Origin of the sequence: Streptomyces sp. STR69 (assembly GCF_024519455.1) — a bacterium.
GTDB lineage: Bacteria > Actinomycetota > Actinomycetes > Streptomycetales > Streptomycetaceae > Streptomyces.
Genome location: NZ_JALJRY010000009.1, coordinates 310,297 through 335,031, shown reverse-complemented (window position 1 = coordinate 335,031; position 24,735 = coordinate 310,297). Strand labels below are relative to the sequence as shown.

General features: G+C 69.4%; 19 protein-coding genes. 4 read left to right on the top strand and 15 right to left on the bottom strand.

Translation table 11 applies throughout. The annotated features are described in order from the left end of the window. Window positions 1-334: 334 nt before the first annotated feature. From OC490_RS19590 to thyX, 3 genes are all read right to left on the bottom strand, one after another. Window positions 335-2,020 carry a ribonuclease J gene (locus OC490_RS19590; protein WP_262059238.1) on the bottom strand — a complete coding sequence of 562 codons (1,686 nt, stop codon included), beginning with the start codon at window positions 2,018-2,020 and terminating at the stop codon, window positions 335-337. A gap of 128 nt (window positions 2,021-2,148) precedes the next feature. Next, on the bottom strand, window positions 2,149-3,048 hold the full coding sequence (dapA, locus tag OC490_RS19585) for a 4-hydroxy-tetrahydrodipicolinate synthase (RefSeq protein ID WP_262059237.1): 900 nt from the start codon (window positions 3,046-3,048) through the stop codon (window positions 2,149-2,151). A gap of 211 nt (window positions 3,049-3,259) precedes the next feature. Then, window positions 3,260-4,000 carry an FAD-dependent thymidylate synthase gene (gene thyX, locus OC490_RS19580; RefSeq protein WP_262059236.1) on the bottom strand — a complete coding sequence of 247 codons (741 nt, stop codon included), beginning with the start codon at window positions 3,998-4,000 and terminating at the stop codon, window positions 3,260-3,262. Window positions 4,001-4,213: 213 nt separating this feature from the next. Between thyX and OC490_RS19575 the strand changes: the two genes are divergently transcribed. Together OC490_RS19575 and OC490_RS19570 are read left to right on the top strand one after the other, a co-directional pair. After that, window positions 4,214-4,453, top strand: coding sequence for a hypothetical protein (locus OC490_RS19575; RefSeq protein WP_262059235.1), 240 nt, complete (start codon window positions 4,214-4,216; stop codon window positions 4,451-4,453). Between the two features lie 114 nt (window positions 4,454-4,567). After that, window positions 4,568-5,122, top strand: a complete 555-nt coding sequence (locus tag OC490_RS19570) for a hypothetical protein (RefSeq protein ID WP_262059234.1) — start codon at window positions 4,568-4,570, stop codon at window positions 5,120-5,122. A gap of 84 nt (window positions 5,123-5,206) precedes the next feature. On the opposite strand, the gene OC490_RS19565 is transcribed toward OC490_RS19570, so the two are convergent. From OC490_RS19565 to rpsO, 5 genes are all read right to left on the bottom strand, one after another. Beyond that, a complete protein-coding gene (locus OC490_RS19565) occupies window positions 5,207-5,659 on the bottom strand; it encodes a hypothetical protein (protein WP_262059233.1) in 453 nt (150 codons plus the stop codon). A gap of 10 nt (window positions 5,660-5,669) precedes the next feature. Then, on the bottom strand, window positions 5,670-6,422 hold the full coding sequence (dapB, locus tag OC490_RS19560; RefSeq protein WP_262059232.1) for a 4-hydroxy-tetrahydrodipicolinate reductase: 753 nt from the start codon (window positions 6,420-6,422) through the stop codon (window positions 5,670-5,672). A 25-nt stretch (window positions 6,423-6,447) separates the two neighbouring features. Beyond that, the gene (locus tag OC490_RS19555) at window positions 6,448-7,827 is read right to left on the bottom strand and encodes a M16 family metallopeptidase (protein WP_262059231.1); all 1,380 of its coding nucleotides are present in this window, start codon (window positions 7,825-7,827) and stop codon (window positions 6,448-6,450) included. Further along, a complete protein-coding gene (locus OC490_RS19550) occupies window positions 7,824-10,046 on the bottom strand; it encodes a polyribonucleotide nucleotidyltransferase (RefSeq protein ID WP_262059230.1) in 2,223 nt (740 codons plus the stop codon). The genes OC490_RS19555 and OC490_RS19550 overlap by 4 nt, the downstream gene beginning before the upstream one ends. Window positions 10,047-10,399: 353 nt before the next feature. Next, window positions 10,400-10,687 carry a 30S ribosomal protein S15 gene (gene rpsO / locus OC490_RS19545; protein WP_019075416.1) on the bottom strand — a complete coding sequence of 96 codons (288 nt, stop codon included), beginning with the start codon at window positions 10,685-10,687 and terminating at the stop codon, window positions 10,400-10,402. Between the two features lie 283 nt (window positions 10,688-10,970). On the opposite strand from rpsO, the gene OC490_RS19540 reads away from it, so the two are divergent. Next, entirely contained in the window at window positions 10,971-11,252 is a 282-nt protein-coding gene (locus tag OC490_RS19540) for a DUF397 domain-containing protein (protein ID WP_262059229.1), read from the top strand. A gap of 64 nt (window positions 11,253-11,316) precedes the next feature. Here OC490_RS19540 and eccD read toward each other — a convergent pair whose 3' ends face one another. After that, the gene (eccD, locus tag OC490_RS19535) at window positions 11,317-12,828 is read right to left on the bottom strand and encodes a type VII secretion integral membrane protein EccD (protein ID WP_262059228.1); all 1,512 of its coding nucleotides are present in this window, start codon (window positions 12,826-12,828) and stop codon (window positions 11,317-11,319) included. Window positions 12,829-13,177: 349 nt separating this feature from the next. Between eccD and eccCa the strand changes: the two genes are divergently transcribed. After that, a complete protein-coding gene (eccCa, locus tag OC490_RS19530; protein ID WP_262059227.1) occupies window positions 13,178-17,152 on the top strand; it encodes a type VII secretion protein EccCa in 3,975 nt (1,324 codons plus the stop codon). A gap of 29 nt (window positions 17,153-17,181) precedes the next feature. Here eccCa and OC490_RS19525 read toward each other — a convergent pair whose 3' ends face one another. The 6 genes from OC490_RS19525 to OC490_RS19500 all read right to left on the bottom strand — a co-directional run bounded on the left by OC490_RS19525 (window position 17,182) and on the right by OC490_RS19500 (window position 24,673). Next, window positions 17,182-19,311 carry a protein kinase domain-containing protein gene (locus tag OC490_RS19525; protein ID WP_262059226.1) on the bottom strand — a complete coding sequence of 710 codons (2,130 nt, stop codon included), beginning with the start codon at window positions 19,309-19,311 and terminating at the stop codon, window positions 17,182-17,184. Between the two features lie 33 nt (window positions 19,312-19,344). Continuing rightward, window positions 19,345-21,516 (bottom strand): protein kinase domain-containing protein, encoded by a 2,172-nt coding sequence (locus OC490_RS19520; protein ID WP_262059225.1) that lies wholly within the window; start codon window positions 21,514-21,516, stop codon window positions 19,345-19,347. Between the two features lie 73 nt (window positions 21,517-21,589). Beyond that, entirely contained in the window at window positions 21,590-22,474 is an 885-nt protein-coding gene (locus OC490_RS19515) for a serine/threonine protein kinase (protein WP_262059255.1), read from the bottom strand. A 173-nt stretch (window positions 22,475-22,647) separates the two neighbouring features. Then, window positions 22,648-22,947 (bottom strand): WXG100 family type VII secretion target, encoded by a 300-nt coding sequence (locus OC490_RS19510; protein ID WP_043683472.1) that lies wholly within the window; start codon window positions 22,945-22,947, stop codon window positions 22,648-22,650. A 94-nt stretch (window positions 22,948-23,041) separates the two neighbouring features. Then, on the bottom strand, window positions 23,042-23,389 hold the full coding sequence (locus OC490_RS19505) for a WXG100 family type VII secretion target (RefSeq protein WP_200683897.1): 348 nt from the start codon (window positions 23,387-23,389) through the stop codon (window positions 23,042-23,044). Window positions 23,390-23,443: 54 nt separating this feature from the next. Then, a complete protein-coding gene (locus OC490_RS19500) occupies window positions 23,444-24,673 on the bottom strand; it encodes a S8 family serine peptidase (RefSeq protein WP_315986685.1) in 1,230 nt (409 codons plus the stop codon). Between the last annotated feature and the right edge of the window lie 62 nt (window positions 24,674-24,735).

Below are 24,735 nucleotides of genomic sequence, written 5' to 3'. Positions count from 1 at the left end.
CTCAAGGAACGAACGCTTCCTTTGTACTCACCCTCTCGGGCTTTCCTCCGGGCTTTTCCCTTCGGTCTTGCGTTTCCGACTCTATCAGACCGTTTCCGGTCCCGATTTCCTCGGTGCTTTCCAGGTTCCCGCTTCCGCGTTTCCCTTTCCGGCGACTCCGACTTTATCAGAGGTTCTGAGTCGGAATTTCCGGCCCTCCGGGAGTGGCTCCCGTACACGCGAAGTGTCCGGGTTCCCCCTCAGGCGGAGCCGTAAACGTACTGGAGCGGGCCGCCTCGATGCAAATCGAGGCGGCCCGCTCCAGGTTCACGCGTACGAGGGGGTCGTACGACGGTCAGACCTCCACGACGACCGGGAGGATCATCGGCCTGCGCCGATAGTTGTCGGAGACCCACTTGCCGAGCGTGCGGCGGATGAGTTGCTGCAGCTGGTGGGGTTCCACCACGCCGTCCTGAGCCGAGCGCTCCAGGACCTCCGTGATTCTCGGGACCACGTCCACGAAGGCGGAGTCGTCGATGCCGGAGCCGCGGGCCTGGATGTGCGGGCCGCCCGTGATCTTGCCGGTGGACGAGTCCACGACCACGAAGACCGAGATGATGCCCTCGTCTCCCAGGATCCTGCGGTCCTTCAGCGCGGGCTCGCCGACATCGCCGACCGAGAGGCCGTCGACGTAGACATAACCAGCCTGGACCTTGCCCGAGATCTTGGCCTTGCCCTCGATGAGGTCGACGACCACGCCGTCCTCGGCGATGACGATCCGGTCGTGCGGGACGCCGGTGAGGGCGCCCAGCTCGGCGTTGGCCCGTAGGTGGCGCCATTCGCCGTGCACCGGCATCAGGTTCTTCGGCTTGCAGATGTTGTAGAAGTACAGCAGCTCGCCGGCCGAGGCATGCCCGGAGACGTGGACCTTGGCGTTGCCCTTGTGGATGACGTTCGCGCCCCAGCGGGTGAGGCCGTTGATCACCCGGTAGACGGCGTTCTCGTTGCCCGGGATGAGCGACGACGCCAGGATCACCGTGTCGCCCGCGACGATGCGGATCTGGTGGTCGCGGTTGGCCATGCGGGACAGTGCGGCCATCGGTTCGCCCTGCGAGCCCGTGCAGACGAGGACGACCTCGCTGTCCGGAAGGTCGTCGAGCGTCTTGACGTCCACGACCAGGCCCGGCGGGACCCTGAGATAGCCGAGGTCACGTGCGATGCCCATGTTCCGGACCATCGAGCGGCCGACGAAGGCGACCCGGCGGCCGTACTCGTGTGCCGTGTCCAGGATCTGCTGGATGCGGTGCACGTGGCTGGCGAAGCTCGCCACGATGATGCGCTTGCGGGCGCCCGCGAAGACCTGTCGCAGGACGTTGGAGATGTCGCGCTCGGGCGGGACGAATCCCGGGACCTCGGCGTTCGTCGAGTCGGCGAGGAGAAGGTCGATGCCTTCCTCGCTGAGCCGTGCGAACGCGTGTAGATCTGTCAGACGACCGTCCAGCGGAAGCTGGTCCATCTTGAAGTCGCCGGTGTGGACGACCATGCCCGCGGGGGTGCGGATGGCGACCGCGAGGGCGTCCGGGATCGAGTGGTTGACCGCGACGAACTCGCAGTCGAACGGGCCGATGCGCTCGCGGTGCCCTTCGGCGACCTCAAGCGTGTACGGACGGATGCGGTGCTCCTGGAGCTTCGCCTCGATGAGGGCGAGGGTCAGCTTGGAGCCGATCAGCGGAATGTCCGCCTTCTCGCGAAGGAGGTACGGGACCCCGCCGATGTGGTCCTCGTGGCCGTGCGTGAGGACGATGCCGTCGATGTCGTCGAGGCGGTCCCTGATGGACGTGAAGTCCGGCAGGATCAGGTCGATTCCGGGCTGCTCCTCCTCGGGGAAGAGCACGCCGCAGTCGACGATCAGCAGACGGCCGCCGTATTCGAAGACCGTCATGTTTCGGCCGATTTCCCCGAGGCCGCCGAGTGGGGTGACCCTCAGGCCGCCTTCGGGAAGCTTCGACGGAGGGGCGAGTTCAGGATGCGGATGGCTCAAAAGACTCTCCTACCCATGCGCGCCACGTACCGGTGGGCACGTGGCGCGCATGACGTTCGTGCAAATGCAGTTATTGGATGTGGGGTGCAGGCGCCGAAGCCCTGCGTATTCAGTTGTGAAGTCTGTTGTCAGAGCTGTACCCCGCCGGCGGCAAGATCGATCTTGAGCTGGGCGATCTCCTCGGAGGAGCACTCGACCATCGGTGAGCGCAGTGGTCCGGCGGGCAGTCCCTGGAGGGCGAGCGCGGCCTTGGTGGTCATGACGCCCTGGGTGCGGAACATGCCGGTGTAGACGGGGAGCAGCTTCTGGTGGATCTCGGTGGCCTTCTGGACATCACCGGAGACGTACGCCTCCACCAGGGTGCGCAGCTCGGGGGTGACCACATGGCCGACGACCGAGACGAAGCCCACCGCGCCCACGGAGAGCAGCGGCAGGTTCAGCATGTCGTCGCCGGAGTACCAGGCCAGGCCGGTCCGGGCGATGGCCCAGCTGGCGCGGCCGAGGTCGCCCTTGGCGTCCTTGTTGGCGACGATCCGCGGGTGTTCCGCGAGTCTGACCAGCGTCTCGGTGCCGATCGGGACGCCGCTGCGGCCGGGGATGTCGTAGAGCATGACCGGCAGTTCGGTGGCGTCGGCGATGGTCGTGAAGTGTCGGTACAGGCCCTCCTGCGGGGGCTTGTTGTAGTACGGCGTGACGATGAGCAGGCCGTGTGCGCCGGTGCGTTCGGCCGTGCGGGCGAGTTCGACGCTGTGGTGGGTGTCGTTGGTGCCGACGCCGGCGATGACGTGGGCGCGGTCGCCGACCGCTTCCAGTACGGCTCGTACGAGATCCGCTTTCTCCGCGTCGCTGGTGGTCGGGGACTCACCGGTGGTGCCGTTGATGACCAGGCCGTCGTTGCCTGCGTCCACCAGGTGGGTAGCGAGCCGCTGCGCGCCGTCGAGGTCGAGCGCGCCGTCCGCCGTGAAGGGCGTGACCATGGCGGTGAGGACCCGCCCGAAGGGGGTCTGCGGAGTGGAGGTCGGAGCCATGGGTAACACGCTACTCGCTGCTCAATGCGGGGTCTGCCCTCGGGGCAGGCGACAAGTCGTGACAAATATGGAGCCCGGCACTGCCTGCTCGGGGGTTCAAGCAGTGCCGGGTCCGTTTGATCAGGCTAGATGAACTTCTCCAAATGCCGCAATACGGACACTTCGCACGACTGACCCGTACATGTGTGCCCGCTCGGCAAACAGAGGTGCGCTACGGGGCGACACGACCGTTGGCATTGAAGGCGGAGTGGGTGAGCGGCATGAGCTTGGCCCACTGCTTCTCCATCTTCTCGCCGACCATCTCGATCTCCCGCTGCGGGAAGGACGGCACCTTCGCCAGCTCGTGCTGGGTGCGCAGGCCCAGGAAGTGCATCAGCGAGCGGGCGTTGCACGTGGCGTACATCGAGGAGAAGAGGCCGACGGGGAGCACGGCACGGGCCACTTCGCGGGCCACGCCGGCGGCGAGCATCTCCTGGTACGCCTCGTACGCCTGGCGGTACGAGTCCTCCATGGTGCGGCCGACCAGCTCCTGCTGGGCCTGGGTGCCCTCCACGAAGACGTACTTCCCCGGGCGGCCCTCCTGGACCAGCTTGCGGGACTCGCCGGGGACGTAGAAGACGGGCTGGAGCTCCCTGTACCTTCCCGATTCCTCGTTGTACGACCAGCCCACCCGGTGCCGCATGAACTCGCGGAAGACGAAGATCGGGGCGCTGATGAAGAAGGTCATCGAGTTGTGTTCGAAGGGGCTGCCGTGCCGGTCCCGCATCAGGTAGTTGATCAGGCCCTTGGAGCGCTCGGGGTCCTTGCCCATCTCTTCCAGGGACTGTTCGCCGATCGTCGAGACACGGGCGGCGAAGAGCACGTCCGCGTCGGACGCGGTGTGCTTGACCAGCTCGACGGTGACATCGCTGCGGAAACTGGGCTTGAGGTCGTCGGCGGGGGTGTCGGTCACGGCTCGGAGGGTCCTTCCATCACGTCTCTCGGGCGGCGCCCACTCTACGGCCCGGCACTGACATCGGGGCGTTCGGTGCCGTGCCGCGACATTCGTTGGCGAACTTCTGCGAATTCGGTGAAACAGGGCACCAATTGGGGCGTTCGCTCGTCTGTCTTGGTGAGAGCCACCCGTTCGATCCTGATTCGATCCCCCAAGGGAGATGCACCACCGATGTTCCGTGGACGCGAACCCGTCCCGTTCGCCTTCATCGCCGAGACCGACCGATTCCGCAGCAACGTCACCCCGCCGCCCCGCGAGCGCGCGTCCGCCGGTCAGATAGCCGGGCGTTGGCTTCTGGGGCTCACCCTCATCGCCGGAATCGTGGGCTCCCTGGTCCTCGGTATGCCGGCGCTGTCCCAGCACAACCTCTCGACACAGAACCAACAGTCGCAGGCCGCCGACAACCGCTGACCTGCAACGCAGCTGACATTGACTCATCCGGACCCCCAATGGTGGTGAGCGGGAACACCGCCGGATAGCCTCACCGGGCACAGCCCACGCATGGATTCAGTGAGGACACCAGCCGTGCCCCTGCCCTTCCTTACGGCCGACCGCGCATTCGAGGCCGCGGACGAGCTCGCGCTGCCGTTCGACGACCGCGACCGCTGGCGGCGCCCCTACCGGCCCGGACCGTGGCGCGTTGCGGCGGCGGCGCTCGTGCTGCTGCTCGCGTCGTACGTGCTCTTCGCCGCCGTCATCATCGCGTTGACCGGCTCGCGGTCCGAGGCCTGGGTGATCCTCGGTATCGCGGTGGTCGTCATCCTCTGCGCCCTGCGGTTGCTGCGCATGGGTGTGTGGGTGAGCGCGCGCGGGCTGCGCCGGGTGCGGTTCCTCTTCACCCGTACGGTCCCGTGGGACCGGATCGTAGCTGTGCGGACCGTGCAGCAGCCGGTGCGCTGGCTCGGGCTGCCGCGCACGGTGCAGGGACAGGCGCTGGTCCTCGTACGGAAGGACCGTGCTCCGGAGGACGTGCCCGCGCTGCTGACCACGCATGACATCGACTTCCTGGCGCGTGCCTCCGCCTTCGACCGGGCCGCCGACTCGGTCGAGGTGTGGTCCGACGAGTACCGGCGGAGCTGACCGGCCAAGAGCGACGCGAAGGGGCCGGTCCGCAGCGAGTGCGGGTCGGCCCCTTCGGCGTACGGCTGCGTTTCGTCCTACGCGTCAGGCCTGGACGGGGCGGCCGGCGTGCAGGGCGATCGCTCGTTGCATGGCTTTGCGGGCGCGGGGAGTGTCGCGGGCGTCGTGGTAGGCGACGGCGAGGCGGAACCAACTGCGCCAGTCGTCGGGGGCCGCCTCCGTCTCGGCCTTGCGCCTGGCGAAGACCTCGTCGGCGGAGTCGCGGTCGATACGGCCGCCGGGGGTGCGCCTCAACTCGTCGACGGGGAGGCCCCCTTCGGCGTCGAGGAGGGCGGCGAGGCGGTTGGCGTTGCGGACGAACTGGGTGTTCTTCCAGAGGAACCACACGCCGATCACCGGCAGGATCAGGACCGCGATCCCGAAGGTGACGGTGATGACCGTGCCCGACTGTATGAGCATGACGCCGCGGCTGCCGACCAGGACGAAGTAGAAGACCAGGACGGCGGCCGTGACGGCGTAGGTGAGTTTGGCGCGCATGTCGTGAGTCTCAGCCCAGGTCCAGGAAGTGTTCCAGGCCGAAGGTGAGGCCCGGGGTGGTCACCACGCGGCGGGCGCCGAGCAGGATGCCCGGCATGAAGCTGCTGTGGTGCAGGGAGTCGTGCCGGACGGTCAGGGTCTCGCCCTCGCCGCCGAGGAGGACCTCCTGATGGGCCAGCAGACCGCGCAGCCGGACGGAGTGGACGGGGATCCCGTCGACGTCCGCACCCCGCGCGCCGTCCAGGGCCGTCTCCGTGGCGTCCGGCGCCGGAGCCGTGCCCGCCTTCGCGCGCGCCTCGGCGATGAGCTGGGCCGTGCGCGTGGCCGTACCGCTCGGGGCGTCGACCTTCTTCGGGTGGTGCAGTTCGATGACCTCGACCGACTCGAAGTACGGCGCGGCGATCTGCGCGAACTTCATGGTCAGTACGGCTCCGATGGAGAAGTTGGGCGCGATGAGGACGCCCGTCCCCGGGGAGGCGTCCAGCCAGCCGTTCAGTTGCGCGAGGCGTTCCTCGGTCCAGCCGGTGGTGCCGACGACCGCGTGGATGCCGTTCCGGACGCAGAAGTCGAGGTTGTCCATCACCGAGGCGGGGGTGGTCAGTTCGACCGCCACCTGGGCGCCCGCGGCCGTGAGCGCCTCCAATGTGTCGCCCCGGCCCAGGGCTGCCACCAGTTCCATGTCCTCGGCGGCCTCGACGGCTCGTACCGCCTCGGCGCCGATCCGGCCCTTGGCACCGAGGACCGCCACGCGCAGCTTGCTCATCGTTCTTGCTTCCTTACGACGGGTGTTAGGCGACGGCGTCGTTCAGTCGGGCCGCCTGCTTGTCCTTGAGCGGGCCGATGACCGCCAGCGAGGGCCGCTGTCCCAGGATCTCGCGGGCGACCTCGCGGACCTCGTCCGGGGTGACCGAAGCGATCCGGACGAGCAGGTCGTCGACGGACATCTGCTCGCCCCAGCAGAGCTCGCTCTTGCCGATGCGGTTCATCAGCGCGCCCGTGTCCTCCAGGCCCAGGACGGTGGAGCCCTGGAGCTGGCCCACGGCGCGGCCGATCTCGTCGTCGGAGAGGCCGTGTTCGGCGACCTGGTCGAGTTCGTCGCGGCAGATCTTCAGCACGTCGTGGACCTGCGAGGGCCGGCAGCCGGCGTAGACCCCGAAGAGGCCGCAGTCGGCGAAGCCGGACGTGTACGAGTACACGCTGTAGGCCAGGCCGCGCTTCTCCCGGACCTCCTGGAAGAGGCGGGACGACATGCCGCCGCCGAGGGCCGTGTTGAGGACCCCGAGGGCCCAGCGGCGCTCGTCGGTGCGGGCCAGGCCGGGCATGCCGAGGACGACGTGCGCCTGCTCGGTCTTGCGGCCGATCAGCTCGACGCGGCCCGTGGTGCGCAGGGCGCGGCGGCCGTCGCGCGGGGCGATGGGCGCGGCCTGGGCGTTCTTGAAGGCGCCCGCCTTCTCGAAGGCGGCACGAACCTGTCGTACGACCTTGTCGTGGTCGATGTTGCCCGCCGCCGCGACCACGAGGTGGGTCGGGTCGTAGTGCTTCTTGTAGAAGCGGCGGATGCGGTCCGCGGTGAGGGCGTTGACGGTGTCGACCGTGCCCAGGACCGGGCGGCCGAGGGGGTTGTCGCCGAACATCGTGCGCGCGAACAGGTCGTGCACACAGTCGCCGGGGTCGTCCTCCGTCATGGCGATCTCTTCGAGGATGGCGCCGCGCTCTACGTTGACGTCCTCCTCGCGGATCAGGGAGCCGGTCAGCATGTCGCAGACGACGTCGATGGCGAGCGGCAGGTCGGTGTCGAGCACGCGCGCGTAGTAGCACGTGTACTCCTTCGCGGTGAACGCGTTCATCTCGCCGCCGACCGCGTCGATCGCGGAGGAGATGTCCAGCGCGCTGCGCTTGTGCGTGCCCTTGAAGAGGAGGTGCTCCAGGTAGTGCGTGGCACCGTTCAGGGACGGCGTCTCGTCGCGGGAGCCCACGTGTGCCCAGATGCCGAAGGTCGCGGAGCGGACCGAGGGCAGCGTCTCGGTGACGATGCGCAGGCCGCCCGGGAGGGTGGTCTTACGGACCGTGCCGATGCCGTTGGTGCCCTGGATGAGGGTTTGCGTACGGGCGACGGCCCGCGCCTCCGAGGAGGTGCGGGCCGTCGTCGTGGTGCTGGTCGACGTCACTTGTCGCCGTCGTCCTTCTTGTCGTCCTCGGCGTTCTCTTCACCCTCGATTACGGGGATCAGGGAGAGCTTGCCGCGGGAGTCGATCTCGGCGATCTCGACCTGGACCTTCTGGCCCACGCCGACGACGTCCTCGACGTTCTCCACGCGCTTGCCGCCGGCGAGCTTGCGGATCTGCGAGATGTGCAGCAGACCGTCCTTGCCCGGGAGCAGCGACACGAACGCACCGAAGGTGGTGGTCTTGACGACCGTACCCAGGTAGCGCTCGCCGACCTCCGGCATGGTCGGGTTGGCGATGCCGTTGATCGTGGCGCGGGCGGCCTCGGCCTGCGAGCCGACCTGGGCACCGATGTAGATGGTGCCGTCGTCCTCGATCGTGATCTCGGCGCCGGTGTCCTCCTGGATCTGGTTGATCATCTTGCCCTTCGGGCCGATGACCTCGCCGATCTTGTCCACGGGGATCTTGACGGTGATGATCCGCGGGGCGTTCGGGGACATCTCGTCCGGCGTGTCGATCGCTTCCATCATCACGTCGAGGATGTGGAGGCGGGCGTCACGGGCCTGCTTGAGGGCGGCGGCCAGGACGGAGGCGGGGATGCCGTCCAGCTTGGTGTCGAGCTGGAGGGCGGTGACGAACTCCTTGGTGCCGGCGACCTTGAAGTCCATGTCGCCGAAGGCGTCCTCCGCACCGAGGATGTCGGTGAGGGCGACGTAGTGCGTCTCGCCGTTGATCTCCTGGGAGATCAGGCCCATGGCGATACCGGCGACGGGGGCCTTGAGGGGCACACCGGCGTTCAGCAGCGACATGGTGGAGGCGCAGACCGAACCCATGGACGTCGAGCCGTTCGAGCCGAGGGCCTCGGACACCTGACGGATCGCGTAGGGGAACTCCTCGCGCGTCGGGAGGACCGGGACCAGGGCGCGCTCGGCGAGCGCTCCGTGGCCGATCTCGCGGCGCTTCGGGGAGCCGACGCGGCCGGTCTCGCCGACGGAGTACGGCGGGAAGTTGTAGTTGTGCATGTAGCGCTTGCGGGTCACCGGGGAGAGGGTGTCCAGCTGCTGCTCCATGCGGAGCATGTTGAGGGTGGTGACGCCCAGGATCTGGGTCTCGCCACGCTCGAACAGCGCCGAGCCGTGCACGCGCGGGATGGCCTCGACCTCGGCGGCCAGGGTGCGGATGTCGGTGACACCGCGGCCGTCGATGCGCTTCTTCTCCTTGATGACGCGCTCACGGACCAGGGACTTGGTCAGCGAGCGGTACGCGGCGGAGATCTCCTTCTCGCGGCCCTCGAACTCCGGGAGGAGCTTCTCGGCGGCGAGACCCTTGACGCGGTCGAGCTCGGCCTCGCGGTCCTGCTTGCCGGCGATGGTCAGCGCGGAGGCGAGCTCCGGGCGGACGGCGGCGGTGAGGGCCTCCAGGACGTCGTCCTGGTAGTCGAGGAAGATCGGGAACTCGCCGGTGGGCTTGGCGGCCTTCGCGGCGAGGTCGGCCTGCGCACGGCAGAGCACCTTGATGAAGGGCTTCGCGGCGTCCAGACCGGAGGCGACGACCTCCTCGGTGGGCGCCTCGGCGCCGCCCTGCACGAGCTGGATGGTCTTCTCGGTGGCCTCGGCCTCGACCATCATGATCGCGACGTCGCCGTCCTCCAGGACGCGACCGGCGACGACCATGTCGAAGACGGCGTCCTCGAGCTCGGTGTGCGTCGGGAACGCGACCCACTGGCCGTTGATCAGCGCGACGCGGACGCCGCCGACCGGGCCGGAGAAGGGCAGACCGGCCAGCTGCGTGGACGCGGAGGCGGCGTTGATCGCCACGACGTCGTACAGGTGGTCGGGGTTGAGCGCCATGATCGTGGCGACGACCTGGATCTCGTTGCGCAGGCCCTTCTTGAAGGACGGGCGCAGCGGGCGGTCGATCAGGCGGCAGGTGAGGATGGCGTCCTCGGAGGGACGGCCCTCACGGCGGAAGAAGCTGCCGGGGATCTTGCCGGCGGCGTACATCCGCTCCTCGACGTCCACCGTGAGGGGGAAGAAGTCGAGCTGGTCCTTGGGGTTCTTGGAGGCGGTGGTGGCCGACAGCACCATGGTGTCGTCGTCCAGGTACGCCACGGCGGAGCCGGCGGCCTGCTTGGCCAGGCGGCCCGTCTCGAAGCGGATGGTGCGGGTGCCGAAGGAGCCGTTGTCAATGACGGCCTCGGCGTAGTGGGTCTCGTTCTCCACTAGCGTTTTCTCCGTTACTTGTCGTCTTTCGTCCCTCCCCGCCCGTGTGGCGGGGGGACGGTGGCGGAGAAGCGCTGTCTGGTGCGGGCCGGTCTTCGATCGAAGCACCCGGGGTTTCCTGCCCGGGGGCCACTACCGAGGACCGGCGGCTGCGAGGCGCGCTTCTCCTCGTTCGTTTCGTACGTTGTCGTACTGTCCTGCGTTGTCGTGCTGTGTCGTGCGTATTGCGTTGTGCTACCACACTACAAAGCGGCAGTGACACTCCGCACGTTTCCGCACGTACGGGCAATCCGCACATACGGCAAAGGGAGCGACTCCCGATCGTTTCGGGAACCGCTCCCCTTCACGGCGTCTTACTTGGCGCCCGCCGCACCGCGGCGGATGCCCAGGCGGTCGACCAGCGCACGGAAGCGCTGGATGTCCTTCTTGGCCAGGTACTGCAGCAGCCGGCGGCGCTGACCGACCAGGATCAGCAGACCACGACGGGAGTGGTGGTCGTGCTTGTGGGTCTTGAGGTGCTCGGTCAGGTCCGAGATACGGCGCGAGAGCATGGCGACCTGGACCTCGGGGGAGCCGGTGTCGCCCTCCTTCTGGCCGAACTCGGTGATGAGCTGCTTCTTCGTAGCGGCGTCGAGCGACACGCGTACTCCTCGTAGTCTGAGATGTGCCACCGAGTGCCCCTGGTCCACTTCTCAGGGGAGCTTCCGTAACTCGGGAGGCGGGATCCGCTGGGCGCGGCCTCCGGAGCGGTGAGCTCCAGGGGTGCGTACACAAACGGCCGCTACACAGCGTACCAGCCTGGGGGGACACCTCGGTCCAGCTCCGTGAAGGGCCCTGACCGGGGCGGATACGGCCACTAGGGTGATCTGCATCTACGCGTGGACCGTAGATCACGTCGGTTCGTCGGGAAGGGGTCGCTTCGCCATGGCGGAGACGGAGCAGGAGATCAAGGCACGCAAGGAGCGCGAGCGGGACGAGCTGTACGCCCTCGACATCTCGGGTGTGGAGTGGCGCAGCGCGCCGGGCACGGAGGAGCACGAGGAGCGCGTCGAGATCGCCGACCTGCCCGACGGGGCGGTGGCCATGCGCTCGTCGCTCGACCCGGACACCGTGCTGCGCTACACGGAGGCGGAGTGGACGGCCTTCGTGCTGGGCGCCCGGGACGGCGAGTTCGATCTGGAGCCGGCTCCGGAGGAGCAGTCCTAGGTCACGCAATGGGAAGAGGGGCGGCACACGCGTGTGCCGCCCCTCTTCTCTGCGCCTACGGCCTCTAGCTGGTCATCGCCCGTGCCTGCGCGTACACGTCGAAGACGGCCAGGGAGAGCGGGATCAGGGTGAGCAGGACGAAGCTCTCGGCGATCTCCAGGAAGCGGCCCCAGAAGGGGGTGACTCCGCGCTTCGGGGTGATGAGGCCGACGGCCGTGACCAGCGCGGTCGATGCGGCTACGGCCGCCGCGAGCCAGACGCTGCGGATGTCGAGGGAGTTCGGGTCACCGAGGAACGCGTCCCGCACGTACGCGTGCGGAGGGTTCAGGGCGAGGCCGAGGCCCAGGAAGACGAGGGCGGCCAGGCCCGCGGCGAGGGTGGCGCCGACCTGGGCGGTGTAGCGGAACAGGTGGGCGCGCATCAGCATCGCGACGCCGGTGGCGAGGGCGAGGAGCTGGGCCCACACGTTGCTGGAGAAGCCGAGGACGATCGAGGCGCCCACGGAGACGAGGGCGCAGCCGCCGACCAGGCCGACGAGGAGTTCGTGGCCGCGCCGGGCGCGGGCGGCGATGCGTTCGGCGTCGACGGGCTCCTGGGCCACGGGTTCGCCGTCGCCGTAGCCGCGGTTGGGGTTGGGCGGTTCGAAGCCGATGGGCAGGCGGGCGAAGCGCATGGACAGGCCCGGCAGGAAGGCGAGCGCGCACACGGAGAGCGGGGCGCAGACGGCGGCCGTCTCGATGGGCTTCAGGTGGGCGAGCATCGCGACGAACGTCGTCAACAGGCCGATGGCGGAGGCGAAGACGAAGGCCACGAAGGGGCCGTCTCCGCCGGGTGACACCAGGGTGAGGACGACGGCGGCGACGAGGACGGCGGCGCAGGCCAGCAGGAACTGGAGCCGCCCAATGCCTTCTCCTTCGGAGAAGGGGAGCAGTCCGGAGCCCGCCACGGCGATGTTCGGGAGCGCGCCCAGGCCCAGGGCGACCGCCGAGCCCCGGTCGTCGTACACACGCGCGCGTACGCAGGCGATGGTGACGAGGAGGATGCCGGCCAGGCCGGCGACGATGCCCTGGAGGCCGTTCATGTCGTGGTGGATCTGCGAGCTCCAGGCCACGAACGCGAGCAGTGCGGGCAGGATGCCACCCGCGACAAGACCGGCGGCGCGCGTCAACTCGCCGTTCCACAGGGCACGGTCACGGGTGACGGCGGCGGCGACCGCCTCGGAGACGTCGTCGTAGACGGCGGGCGGCAGCGAGTCGGCGAAGGGGCGCAGGGTGAGCAGTTCGCCGTCGAGGATGCGCTGTGCGGCGAAGGAGCGGGCGCCGTCGAGGACGGCGCCGTCGCGGCGTACGAGGTGGTAGCCGACGGGCGCGCCCTCGGTGAGGCTCTGTTGGGACAGCCGCAGGATCTCGGGGTACAGGTCGGCGACGGGTACGTCGTCGGGCAGGGCCACGTCGATCCGGCTGTCGGGCGCCACGATGGTGACCCGGCAGAAGCCGAAGCCCATGCCCGCCCCGGACGGGGCTCCGGTGCCCGTTCCGCCGGTCGCGCCGGCCGGCGCGGAGGCCGTGATGCTCACCTGCTGTTCCCCCTTGTCAGTGACGAACGGTCCGCGAAGGTGCCGCGCGCGTCCGCGTGAAGTTCCGCCGTAAAGATCCTGTGCAGGTCGCGCCGTACCACCCGTCCCGTCGGTCGGCCGCGCCGTCGCGCCCGGCACCCGACGGGATCCGACGGGATTCACCCGCCGCGAACACTGCGGTTTTGCCCGGTTTTCCCGGAACGATTCGCAACTGCTCACACGTCTCACGGGCACCCTACCGCCCGTCGTTGTCAGTGGTTGTCAGTAGGATCGCGCAGTGCGGATCGGCGTCCGCCCGACACGGGGCGGCGGACGAAACAACTCGGTCCGGCAAGGGAATTGGTGCTTAGTGAGCCAGATCGTCGTCAAGCGCCCGCCGAGGTCGCTGCCGAAGGAAGTGCCCACGGACGAGGTCATGCTGCAGGCTCCGCCGGAGCTGCCGCGCGGCCAGCAGGAGGGCGCCCTGATGCAGCTCCTTCCCATGCTCGGCATGGGCGGGTCGGTGGTGTTCTTCTTCAACCCCAGTGCCCAGCCGTTCATGAAGATCATGGGCATGGTGATGATCGCGTCCACGGTCGCGATGGGCATCTCGATGCTGGTCCGCTACCGGCGGGGCAACCAGGGGCAGATGGCCGACATGCGCCGTGACTATCTGCGCTATCTGTCGCAGACCCGGCGTACGGCCCTGGAGACCGCGCGCGCCCAGCGCGACGCCCAGTACTACCTGCACCCTTCGCCGGAGCAACTGTGGGCGCTGGTCGCCGAGGGCAGCCGCGTGTGGGAACGCCGCACGAACGACGAGGACTTCGGGCAGGTGCGGGTCGGCCTCGGCCCGCAGGGTCTCGCCACTCCCCTGATCCCGCCGGACACCGCTCCGGTCGACGAGCTGGAGCCGCTGACGGCGGGCGCCATGCAGCGTTTCCTGGCCACGCACAGCACCCTTGAGGACCTGCCGATGGCGGTCTCGCTGCGCGCCTTCTACCACGTGACGATCAGCGGCGAACCGGCCACCGTGCGCGGCACCGCGCGCGCTCTCGCCGCCTCCCTCGCCTCGATGCACTCCCCCGAGGACCTCGTCATCGCGGTCGCCACCGGGCGCGAGTCGGTGCCCGAGTGGGAGTGGGCCAAGTGGCTCCCCCACGCGCAGGCGCCGGGTCTCGCGGACGGCGCTGGCAGCATGCGCCTGATCACCACCGACCCGATGGAGCTGGAGGAGATGCTCGCGGAGCGGCTCCAGGGCCGGCCGCGTTTCCACCCGGCCGGCGCGCCGGTGCCCGAACAGCCGCACCTGGTGGTCGTGTTGGACGGCGTCTCCCTGCCGCCCACCTCCTTCCTGGCGAGCCCCGAGGGCCTCCAGGGCGTGACGATCGTCGAGGTCGTGCCCGGCGACCTCAGCAGCGGACGCGGTGACCTCTCGGTCGTCGTACACCCGAGGGAACTCCGCCTGGAGTCGGGCCACGGCATGGTCTACGAAGGCACGCCGGACGTCCTGTCGTACGAGGCCGCCGAGGCGCTGGCCCGGCAACTGGCGCCGCTGCGCATGGTGTCGGGCGGTGACGACGACGAACCGCTGCTCGCCAATCTGGAGTTCACGGATCTGCTGAACCTGGGCGACGCGGCCTCCGTCGACCCGAAGCGGACCTGGCGACCGCGCTCGACGGCGGAGCGGCTGCGGGTGCCGATCGGGCTCGGTGAGGACGGCCGGCCCGTGATGCTCGACCTCAAGGAGGCGGCCCAGGAGGGCATGGGTCCGCACGGCCTGTGTGTGGGCGCCACCGGTTCCGGCAAGTCGGAGCTGCTGCGCACGCTGGTCCTCGGCCTCGCGGTGACCCACTCCTCGGAGACGCTGAACTTCGTCCTCGCGGACTTCAAGGGCGGTGCGACCTTCGCCGGTATGGCACAGATGCCGCACGTGGCGGCCGTGATCACCAACCTGGCGGACGACCTGACGCTCGTCGACCGTATGGGTGACTCGATCCGCGGTGAGTTGAACCGCCGCCAGGAGATGCTGCGCGACGCGGGCAACTACGCGAACATCCACGACTACGAGAAGGCGCGCGCCGCGGGTGCCCCCTTGCAGCCCGTCCCGTCACTCGTCCTGGTGATCGACGAGTTCAGCGAACTCCTCACCGCCAAGCCGGACTTCATCGAGATGTTCGTGCAGATCGGCCGCATCGGCCGTTCGCTGGGCGTGCATCTGCTGCTGGCCTCGCAGCGCCTGGAGGAGGGCCGGCTGCGCGGCCTGGAGACCTACCTCTCGTACCGGATCGGTCTGCGTACGTTCTCGGCGGCCGAGTCGCGGGCCGCGCTCGGGGTGCCGGACGCGTACGAGCTGCCGAACGTGCCGGGTTCCGGGTTCCTGAAGTACGGCACCGACGAGATGGTCCGCTTCAAGGCGGCGTACGTCTCCGGGGTGTACCGCACCGGTTCGCAGCAGGCCGCCGCGCTCGGCGGGCCGCTCCCGGTGGACCGCAGGCCGGTGCTGTTCACGGCGGCGCAGGTGCCGGTGCAGTACGCGCCCGTGCCGCGTCAGCGCCAGGCGGAGACCGCGGACGAGAAGGACGACGCGCTCGCCGACACCGTGCTCGACGTGATCGTGCGTCGGCTTGAGGCGCAGGGTCCGGCCGCCCACCAGGTGTGGCTGCCCCCGCTGGACAGCCCTCCGTCGCTCGACTCCCTGCTGCCCGGACTCGCGGCCGTACCCGGCCGGGGCATGACGCAGCCCGGCTACGAGGGGGCGGGCCGGCTCGTCGTCCCGGTCGGCCTGGTCGACAAGCCGTACGAGCAGCGGCGCGACCCGCTGTGGACGGACTTCGGCGGCGCGGCCGGCCATATGCAGATCCTCGGCGGCCCGCAGTCCGGCAAGTCGACGCTGCTGCGCTCCCTCATCGCGTCGTTCGCGCTCACCCACACTCCACGCGAAGTGCAGTTCTACGCACTGGACTTCGGCGGTGGCGGCCTCTCGGCGGTGGCGGGTCTGCCGCATGTGGGCGGGGTGGCCTCCCGTCTCGACCCGGAGAAGGTCCGTCGCACGGCGGCCGAGGTGTACGGCGTGATGACCCGCCGCGAGGAGTACTTCCGTACGGCCGGGATCTCCTCGATCGCCGAGTTCCGCGCCCGCCGCGCGCGGGGTGACATCTCCGTGACGGACCAGCCCTGGGGTGATGTCTTCCTCGTCATCGACGGCTGGGGCAACTTCCGTACGGACTATGAGGCGTTGGAGCCGCTGGTGCTGGACATCGCGGCCCGTGGCCTCGGTTACGGCATCCATGTGATCCTCACGGCTTCGCGCTCCATGGAGGTCCGCGCGAACATGAAGGACCACCTGATGAACCGGCTGGAGCTGCGACTCGGCGACCCGATGGACTCGGAGTTCGACCGGAAGGTCGCCGCCAACGTGCCCACGGGCGTACCCGGGCGCGGCCAGACCCCGCAGAAGCAGCACTTCATGGCGGCGGTCCCGCGGATCGACGGCCTGTCCTCGGACACGGACCTCGCGGAGGCGACGACAGCCCTCACGGCCGAGGTCGCCCGGCACTGGCAGGAGCCCGGCGCGCCCCAAGTCCGGCTGCTGCCACGGGAGTTCGCGGCGACCCAGCTGCCGTCCGGCGACCGGTTCCCGAACCGGGGCGTCTCCTTCGCCCTCGACGAGGACAACCTGGAGCCGGTGTTCGTCGACTTCGACCAGGACCCGTTCTTCCTGGTCTTCGGCGAGAGCGAGTCCGGCAAGTCGAACCTGCTCAAGCTGCTGATCAAGCGCCTCGGCGAGCGCTACGACGGCAACGCGTGCAAGCTGTTCGTGGTCGACAACCGGCGTTCCCTGCTGGGCGTGACCCCGCCATCCCACCTGGCCGAGTACATCCCGATGTCGAACCAGATGCAGCACCACATGGACGCGCTGGCCGACCTGATGCAGCGCCGGACGCCGACGTCGGACGTCACTCCGCAGCAGCTCCGGGACCGGAGTTGGTGGCGGGGCCCGCAGGTCTTCGTGATCATCGACGACTACGACCTGGTGTCCACGTCGAGCGGCAACCCGCTGTCGGGGCTGACCGAACTCCTGCCGTTCGCCCGGGATGTGGGCGTGCGCTTCATCATCGCCCGCTCCACGGCGGGTGCGGGGCGCGCCGGTTACGAGTCGTTCATGCAGCGCATGAAGGAACTCGGCGCCCAGGGCGTGGTGTTGGCGGGCGACCCGGCCGAGGGCGACCTGCTGGGCGGGGTCCGGCCGCGGCCGATGCCCGCCGGGCGGGGCGTGTTCGTGTCCCGGAAACGGGGGAAGCCGCTGGTCCAGATCGGCCGGGTGGCGGACGGGGACGAGTAAGGCCCCCGTGATGAGAGCCGACGGGTTCCTCAGAACGTGGTGAGGGCGACGATCTTGCTGTCGTGCATGAGGAAGACGCGGTTTCCGTCGGCGGCGAGGCGGGTGTAGTCGGTACGGGGGAACTCGTACCGCCACAGCCTCCCCCCGTCGACGGCCTTGGCGGCGTCGAGCTCCATGGGCTCGGTCTGCACCACGCTCTTGTCGATCGACCAGACCGCGTGGCCCTGTGGCAGCGCGCGGCCCGCGTAGAGAGCCGTGCCCGCGGATTCGGAGTAGCCGGACCACAACTGGCTGCCGTCGCGCGGGTCCAGGCGTCTGGGATAGATGCCCTCCGTGGCGTAGAGCCTGCTCCCGGAGACCATCACGGGTCCCCATCGCTCCCGGTTGGTGTCCCCGTGGGGCTTGACGCTCCAGATCCGTTCCCCGTCAGCGATCCGCACCGCGTCCAGGGTGTAGCCGCCGAGGTACACGGTGTCGCCCCGGACGGTCGGCCGGAGCCCGATGGGGACATGGTCGAGGCGATTCCACGCCATCCGGCCGTTGCTCGTGTCGACCGCCAGGAAGTTGCCGTCGGTCGTCCCCATGACCAGCCTGCCCGGGCCCACGGCGGCGGGAGCGAACATCTTCTTGCGGAAGTCGGCCGGGACCGTCGCCGTCCATCCGACCTTCGCATCCGCGCGGCGCACGCTGCGCAGCCGGCCGTCCTTGGTGATGACGTACACCGACTCCGCGTCGGCGCCGAGGAGTTGAGCCGCCTCGGCCGCCGGGCAGGTCCACTTGGCTTCGCCGGTGGACGGGACGTACGTACGCAGTGCGCCCTGGCTGTCCGTGCCGACGACCAGCCGGTCGGAGAGCGACAGATAGCCGCTCTTCGCCACGACGCGGGGTGCGCTCCAGCGGCGTTTGCCGTCCTTGACGCCGTAGGCCACGATCCCACCGCTCGCGGCACCGAACACGAGGACGTCACGCACCGGCAGCAGATACGGCGAGTAGACGTCCGCGGCGTTCTCCAGCGTCCAGAGGCCGGTGGGCCGACCCAGCGAGCCGGAGGCCTGGTCGGCGACGACGGCCATCCTCTCCGTGGGGGTGGGCACTGCCGGCGGAACGGTGAAGGGGCTGTTCGCCAGGCGAACGCTCGTATCCCCGTCCGAGGAACCAAGCAGCCAGGCCGTCGTACCGCCCCCGGCGGCGAGCACCACACCCGTGGTGGACAGTCCGGTGATCAGCCGCCGCCGTGTCAACAACCGTCTCTCGCGCGGCAGTTGAGCGGTCACGTCGGTGGTCATGCGACGGGCACCGGTCTCCCGCTCCTTGATGGAGTCGGCGAGCCGTCCCCGCTTCCAGGCCCGGTCGGCGCGCTTGGGCACGTCCATCGCCCGTACGATCTCGGCGGGTTCGGGACGCGCCGCCGGGTCCTTGGCGAGGCAGGGTTCGACGAGCGCCCTCAACTCCGGCTCCACGCCGTCGAGTCGGGGCTCCCCGTGGACAACTGCGTACTGCACGACGGCCACATGGGAGCCCTCGAAGGCACGCTCTCCGGTGAGCGCGTAGGCGAGCACCGCGCCCAGTGAGAACACGTCCGCGGCGGGGGTCACGCGCCTGCCGAGGACCTGCTCGGGGGCGCCGTAGCCCGGGGTGACGGGGGCCTGGCCGGTGGTGGTGAGGGTCAGTCCGTGTTCGGGGCGGGCGATGCCGAAGTCGATGACGCGTGGCCCGTCCGAGGTGAGCACGATGTTCGGCGGCTTGAGATCACGGTGGATGAAGCCCGCCGCGTGGATGTCGGCGAGGGTGTCCGCCAGGGAGGCGCCCAGGGCGCGCAGCGCGGGCTCGGTGAGCGGGCCGTGCGCCTCGACCGCCTCGGCCAGGGTGAGTCCGGCGAGGAACTCGCTGGCGATCCACGGCCGCGTCCCCTCGGTCCGCGCCTCCAGTACGGCGGCAACTCCCTTGCCGCGTACGGCATGTGCGGCCTGCGCCTCCCGCACGAAACGCTGGGCGAGCTCGGTGTCGTAGGCGAGTTCGGGGCGTAGCACCTTCACGGCGGCGAGGGTGCCGGGGCCGTCCTGGCCGAGGTAGACCTTGCCCATGCCGCCTTCGCCGATGACGCCGAGCAGACGGTAGGGACCGAGGCGGATCGGGTCACCGGTGCCGAGAGGGTGCATCGTGGGTGTCCTTCTGCGGGTGGAGCGCGGCGGTCACCTGAGCGGATAGGCGGACAGCCGGTCGTCGTCCACGGCGAGGACCAACCGGGCTCCCGGGTACGCGTGGAAGTGTTTTCCGGCCGTACGGTACGTAAGTACGGTTCTGTGGTCCGCGAGGTTCACCGCCCTCAGTTGCAGCCCGTTGCGGTAGTACGCGTAGCGGGTGCCGACGACCGGCTGCCAGACGGTGTAGGCCTCCGCAGCCTCCGTCGTCGCCTCGGTCCACAGGACCTTGCCCGTCGCGGCGTCGATGGCCGTGAGCCCGATGCCCGAACCGACGGTGTACACCACCCCGTTCGTCAGCGTCGGCGGGCCATAGATCCTTCCGGCCTCGGTGGCCCACGCCAGTGCGCCGTCGCTCAGCCGCAGTGCCCGGAGCGGGGAGCCGCCGAGGTAGAGATACCTCTCGTCGACGGCCAACTCGCTGCGGATCGCGTCGGTATCGCTCACGTTGTACGGCAGGTCCCACAGGACCGCACCGCTGCGGATGTCCCGTACGACGATGTGCGTCTGCGCCTCCGCCGTCGCCTGGACGGTCACCAGGCGCTCGCCGACGACCTTCGCCGCGACGAAGTGCAGCCGCCGGCTCCCGCCCGACCGCTGCGGCAAGGGCTGCGTCCAGCGCGTCCGGCCGGTCCCGAGGTCGGCGGCGCGCAGCGTCCAGGTCTGCGCGGGCAGGAAGCCCTTGTCCGCCGGGACCTGCCCCTGGCCCACCGCCACGTACGCGAAGTCGCCGACGACGCACAGGAGTTGGTTCGGTACGAGGGTGGGCGTGGCGTCCGTGAGGGCGGCCGAGGTCGGCCGCACGGCGTCCGTGCCACCGTTCCAGGTGTCGACCGACACCGACTCCCCCGCCTGGCCGGGGTCGTGACCGAGCAGGTACAACTGCCCTTCCTGTACGGCCGTTTGCCACCAGTTGGCCGTGACGCGCACCTCGCCCTGCGACCGCCCTGTGGTCGGCGCGAGGCGTTCGGCGGTCGCGTTCAGCGGCAGCCAGATCGACCCGTCGGCCTGATACGGCACGACCAGGCCCCAGCCCAGCACGTCGAGGTCCTTGCCGCCGTACTGCCACAGCGGATCGAGGTTGCGCGTCTGCGGGCTCGCCTTCGCGGCGGGAGCGGCGGCACGCCCACGCCCCCGGTACCACCAGACACCACCCGCGGCGGCGGTCGCCGCGAGCGCCCCGCTCACGGCGAGGAGCCGGCGACGCGACGGACCGGCCCCGGACACCGAGGTGACCTCGGTGGCACCCTCCTCGACGGCCGGGGCGGGCAGCCGCTGCGGCACGGTCCGCCATACGTCGGCGGCCCGCCGCCCGATCTCCGCGAGCACGGCATCGGGCAACTGCTCGGCGAACTCGCCGCTCCCGTCGTGCAGTTGGGCCGCGAGCTCGGCCAAGTAAGGCCGTTTCTCAGCCTCCTTGGCCAGACACCGGGCGAACAACGGCACGAGCGCGGCCGGTACGTTGCGCAGGTCCGCCTCCGCGTACCGCACCCGGTACATCAGATCCGCGGGCTGCCCGCCGCCGAACGGGGCCCGCCCGGTGGCCGCGAACACGAGCACACCGGCCAGCGCGAAGACGTCACCGGCCGCGTCGTGTTCCTGCCCGGCCGCCTGCTCCGGGGACATGAACGCGGGGGTGCCGACCGAGGCACCGGTACGGGTCAGCCGGTCGTCGCCGATGGCCCGCGCGATCCCGAAGTCGATGACCTTCGGGCCGTAGGCGGTGAGGAGGATGTTCGACGGCTTCAGGTCGCGGTGCACGACGTCGGACCGGTGGAGCTGGTCCAGCGCGGCACACAGCGCGGCGCCCAGCGCCCGCACCGACCTCTCCGGCAGCGGTCCTGCGCTCAGGACGGCCTCGTCGAGGGCGGGCCCGAGCACGAACTCCGTTGCCAGCCAAGGCGTTTCGGCGAGCGGATCGGCGTCCACCACCCGGGCCCCGAACCGGTCTCCGATGACCCGGGCCGCGTCCACTTCGAGCCGGAACCGGGTGCGGATGCCCGGATCGGTCGCGATCCTGGCGTGCATCGTCTTGAGCGCGACCGTACGACCACCGACGCCACGCGCCATGTACACGGTGCCCATGCCACCACTGCCGAGCCGGGCAACGAGCCGGTACGGACCGACAGTTACGGGGTCGTCGTGGGCGAGCGGAGTGGGCATGGGGCTTCGGGCCCTTGTCGTCAGGAGCTGTGGTGGGGACCGCGGCCGATACGACACTCACTCCCGGCCGCGCCTACTGGGACAACTGCACCTCGGCGGCCAGCACGGAGGCCGACTGATGAGCGACGGCCGCGACGATCCGGGCGGGCAACCAGCCGACGCCGAGCCAACCACCCCCTGCGGGAACGGCAGTTCGGGAGTCGGGCGCCAGCTCCCCGATAATGTCAGAGAGTTGAGGCCGATGGGCCGGATCACGCGCCAGACACCGCGTCACCAGCGAGCGCAGCACGGCGGGCAACTCCCCCCGCTCCGGCGCCGTATGACCCGTGGCGGCATACGCGAGCGTCGCACCCAGCGCGTATACGTCACCCAACGGACGCGGCTGCCCACCGGCCGCCTGCTCCGGCGGAAGACTCCCTGCGTCCAGCCCCGGCGCTCCCCACCGCGGCACACCGTCCGGCACGGCGGCCCGCACCGCCCCGAAACAACCGAGCCGAGGCCCGTCGGCGGCGAGCAGCACAGCCGCCGGACACACCCCCGCATGCGCCAACTCCTGCCCGTGCAGCACGGCGAGCGCCTCGGCCAGCGCTACGGCGAGCCCGAGCACGGTCCGCTCGGGCAGCGGACCGCCGTTCACCGCGAGGGCGGTCGGGAGCGGCAGCGCGGGCACATAGGGCCGGGCGTGCCACGCTTCACCGCCCGGGGCGGCGAGTTCGGCGGCCGGCAGCACCCAGGGCCCGAGCAGATACCGCGAGGTGTCGGCCTCCGCCATGAATCGCCCCGGGTCGGCCTTCGGCAGGGGCGCACTCAGCAGGACGGTGCGGTCACCGTCGGGGCTGCGGGCGATGAAACGGCGCTCGGGGATGGGGAGTTGGGCGGCCGTGGAGGTGTGGGCGGGGACGTTGCCGTCGAGCCGGGTGACGACCGTGTAGGGACCGATCCGCCGCGTCGTAGCCATAGACATGTCCGGTGCGCTCCCCTCCCTCCGGCCCCTCCGATCCCTCCGGCCCCTCCAGCATCGGCGAGCTCACCCTCTCGCGCGGAGGCCGGGTACGGCAACAGGGTGGGCGCCTCCCGCGCGCGCCCACCCTGAGTTGCTTCTCCGTACTCTACGTACCTCTGCGAGCCGTCCTACTGGAAGTAGCTGGCGGCCTTCTTGTCGCCCTCCATGTAGGTACCGCCCGACGTGTACACGACGTGGCCGATGCCGGTCAGCGCGGTGTGGATGTCGTTGGCTTCCTTGTCCCACCTGTGCAGCTTCTCGTTGAAGGTGTTCTGCGCGTCACCTTCCCAGTACTGCAGGCTCTTCACGACCAGCGCACGAAGCTCCTGAAGATCCTGCTCCAGCTGCTTCGCCTCGTTGCCGATCTTGGTGGCCGCGAAGTCCAGCCCGTCATAAGTGACGGAAAGGCCGTCGGAGTTACGGCTCATGCGTGTCTACCTCGTCTCGTTCGGGTGGGGCTGGTGGGCGTGGTCGTACGTCGTGCTGCGTCGTGCCCGGTGCTGCAGGGTGCTGCCGGGTGGCTCAGTAGGAGCTCAGCGAGGACGTGGGCACGGTCGGTGCGCCGTCCTGGAGATCGATCTTGTTGACCGCCGCGCGGACCTCGTCTTCCTTGCTGTCCTTGATGTTGCGCGTCGCGGTCATCGCCTCGATGACGTCACCGAGGATGGTGCCGATCTTCTGCAGCGACTCATTGATCTCGTACTGCTTCTTGTCGAACGCGGCACGCCCAATACCGTGCCACTGGCCCTCAAGCCCGTCGATCACACCCTGAAGCCCATGCACGCGCTTGGCGATGCCGTCGTACTTGTCGAGCATCTGCTTCTGAATATCGACTACTGCGGCATCTTCGAGCTTCTGCTTGTTGGACATGGTCAGCTCACCCTTCTTTTGTTGACTGATGCGCGGTCTGGCTGGAAATCCCGGTCACCTGGCACGCCGCGCACGCGCTACGGCCACGCCCGCGCCGCCGATGACGAGCACGGCGGCAGCACCGCCGAGCGCGATCCAGAGCGTGTTGCTGTCGTTGGACGACTCAGCGCTTGATCCTGCCGCCGAGGTACCGCCGGCAGAACCCTTGTCCGGAGTCTTTGACGTGGCCGACGCGGAGGGAGTCGATGCGGTCGAGGAGGAACCCGCCGACCTGGCCAGCAGGTTGCCGCCGTTCTCCTTCGCGAGCGGGTCGACGTCGGGGGCGCCGGCGTCGTACTTGGCGTTCTCCAACACCACGCGAGGACGGACGAACCCGTAACCGGCGTACTTGCTCGGGTCATTCTCCGGCCACGTCCGACTCGCCGTGTCGATCAGGGAGCGGGTGACCTGGTTGACCGTCCAGTCGGGGTGGGCGGACCAGATGAGGGCGGCGGAGGCGGAGGCGATGGCGGTGGCCTGGCTCGTGCCACCCGTATCGCAATACGCGTGGAACTTGGTGTCGCACCATCCAGGAATACCTGTGCCGGGTGCTACGAGGTCGACGTAGTTTCCGTACGAGGAGAACTTCGTGACGGTGAACGACGAGTCGACCGCCGCGATGCCCACCACATAGGGATAGGCGGCGGGATAGTCCACATTGCCATCGCCCTTCCCGGTACCCGAGTTGCCTACGGCGGCGATCATCAGCTTGCCCTTTGAAGCGGCGTACTTGACCGCTTCCTCCTCGTCGGGGCTGACGTACCCCCCGATCGACATGCTGATGATCTTTGCATCGGTGTCCGCTGCGGCCCTGATCGCCTGCCAGGGCTCGGGCGTCTTCTTCTGCTCCGCCGAACCGACCTTCAGGCCTTTGAGGTCAACGCGATACGGGACGATCTTCGCACCCGGCGCCAGCCCCTTTAGGCTACCTTCCGCCCCGGTACCCGCGATCAGCTCAGCCATGGACGTGCCATGGCCGTCGAAGTCGACGGTGGAGTGGTACGAGACCGCCTTGGGCACATCGTCCACCAGCACCTGCCCCTTCAAGGACGGCGTGTTGGGGTTCACCCCGGTGTCGATGACAGCGACCTTGACGCCCTTACCCGTGCTGACCTTCCACATCTCCTCGGCCTTCATCTGGTCCAGGTACCACTGCTTCGACTGGACATCGTCGGCAGCGGCATTGGGGGCGAACCCCATGCCGACTACGGCCAGGGCGCCAACCACCGCGCTCACGGCACGCACTCGTCTGGCACGGCGCGTCCTGAGGAGCGCAGCCCTCTGGGCTCGTCGGCTGGTCCCTGACT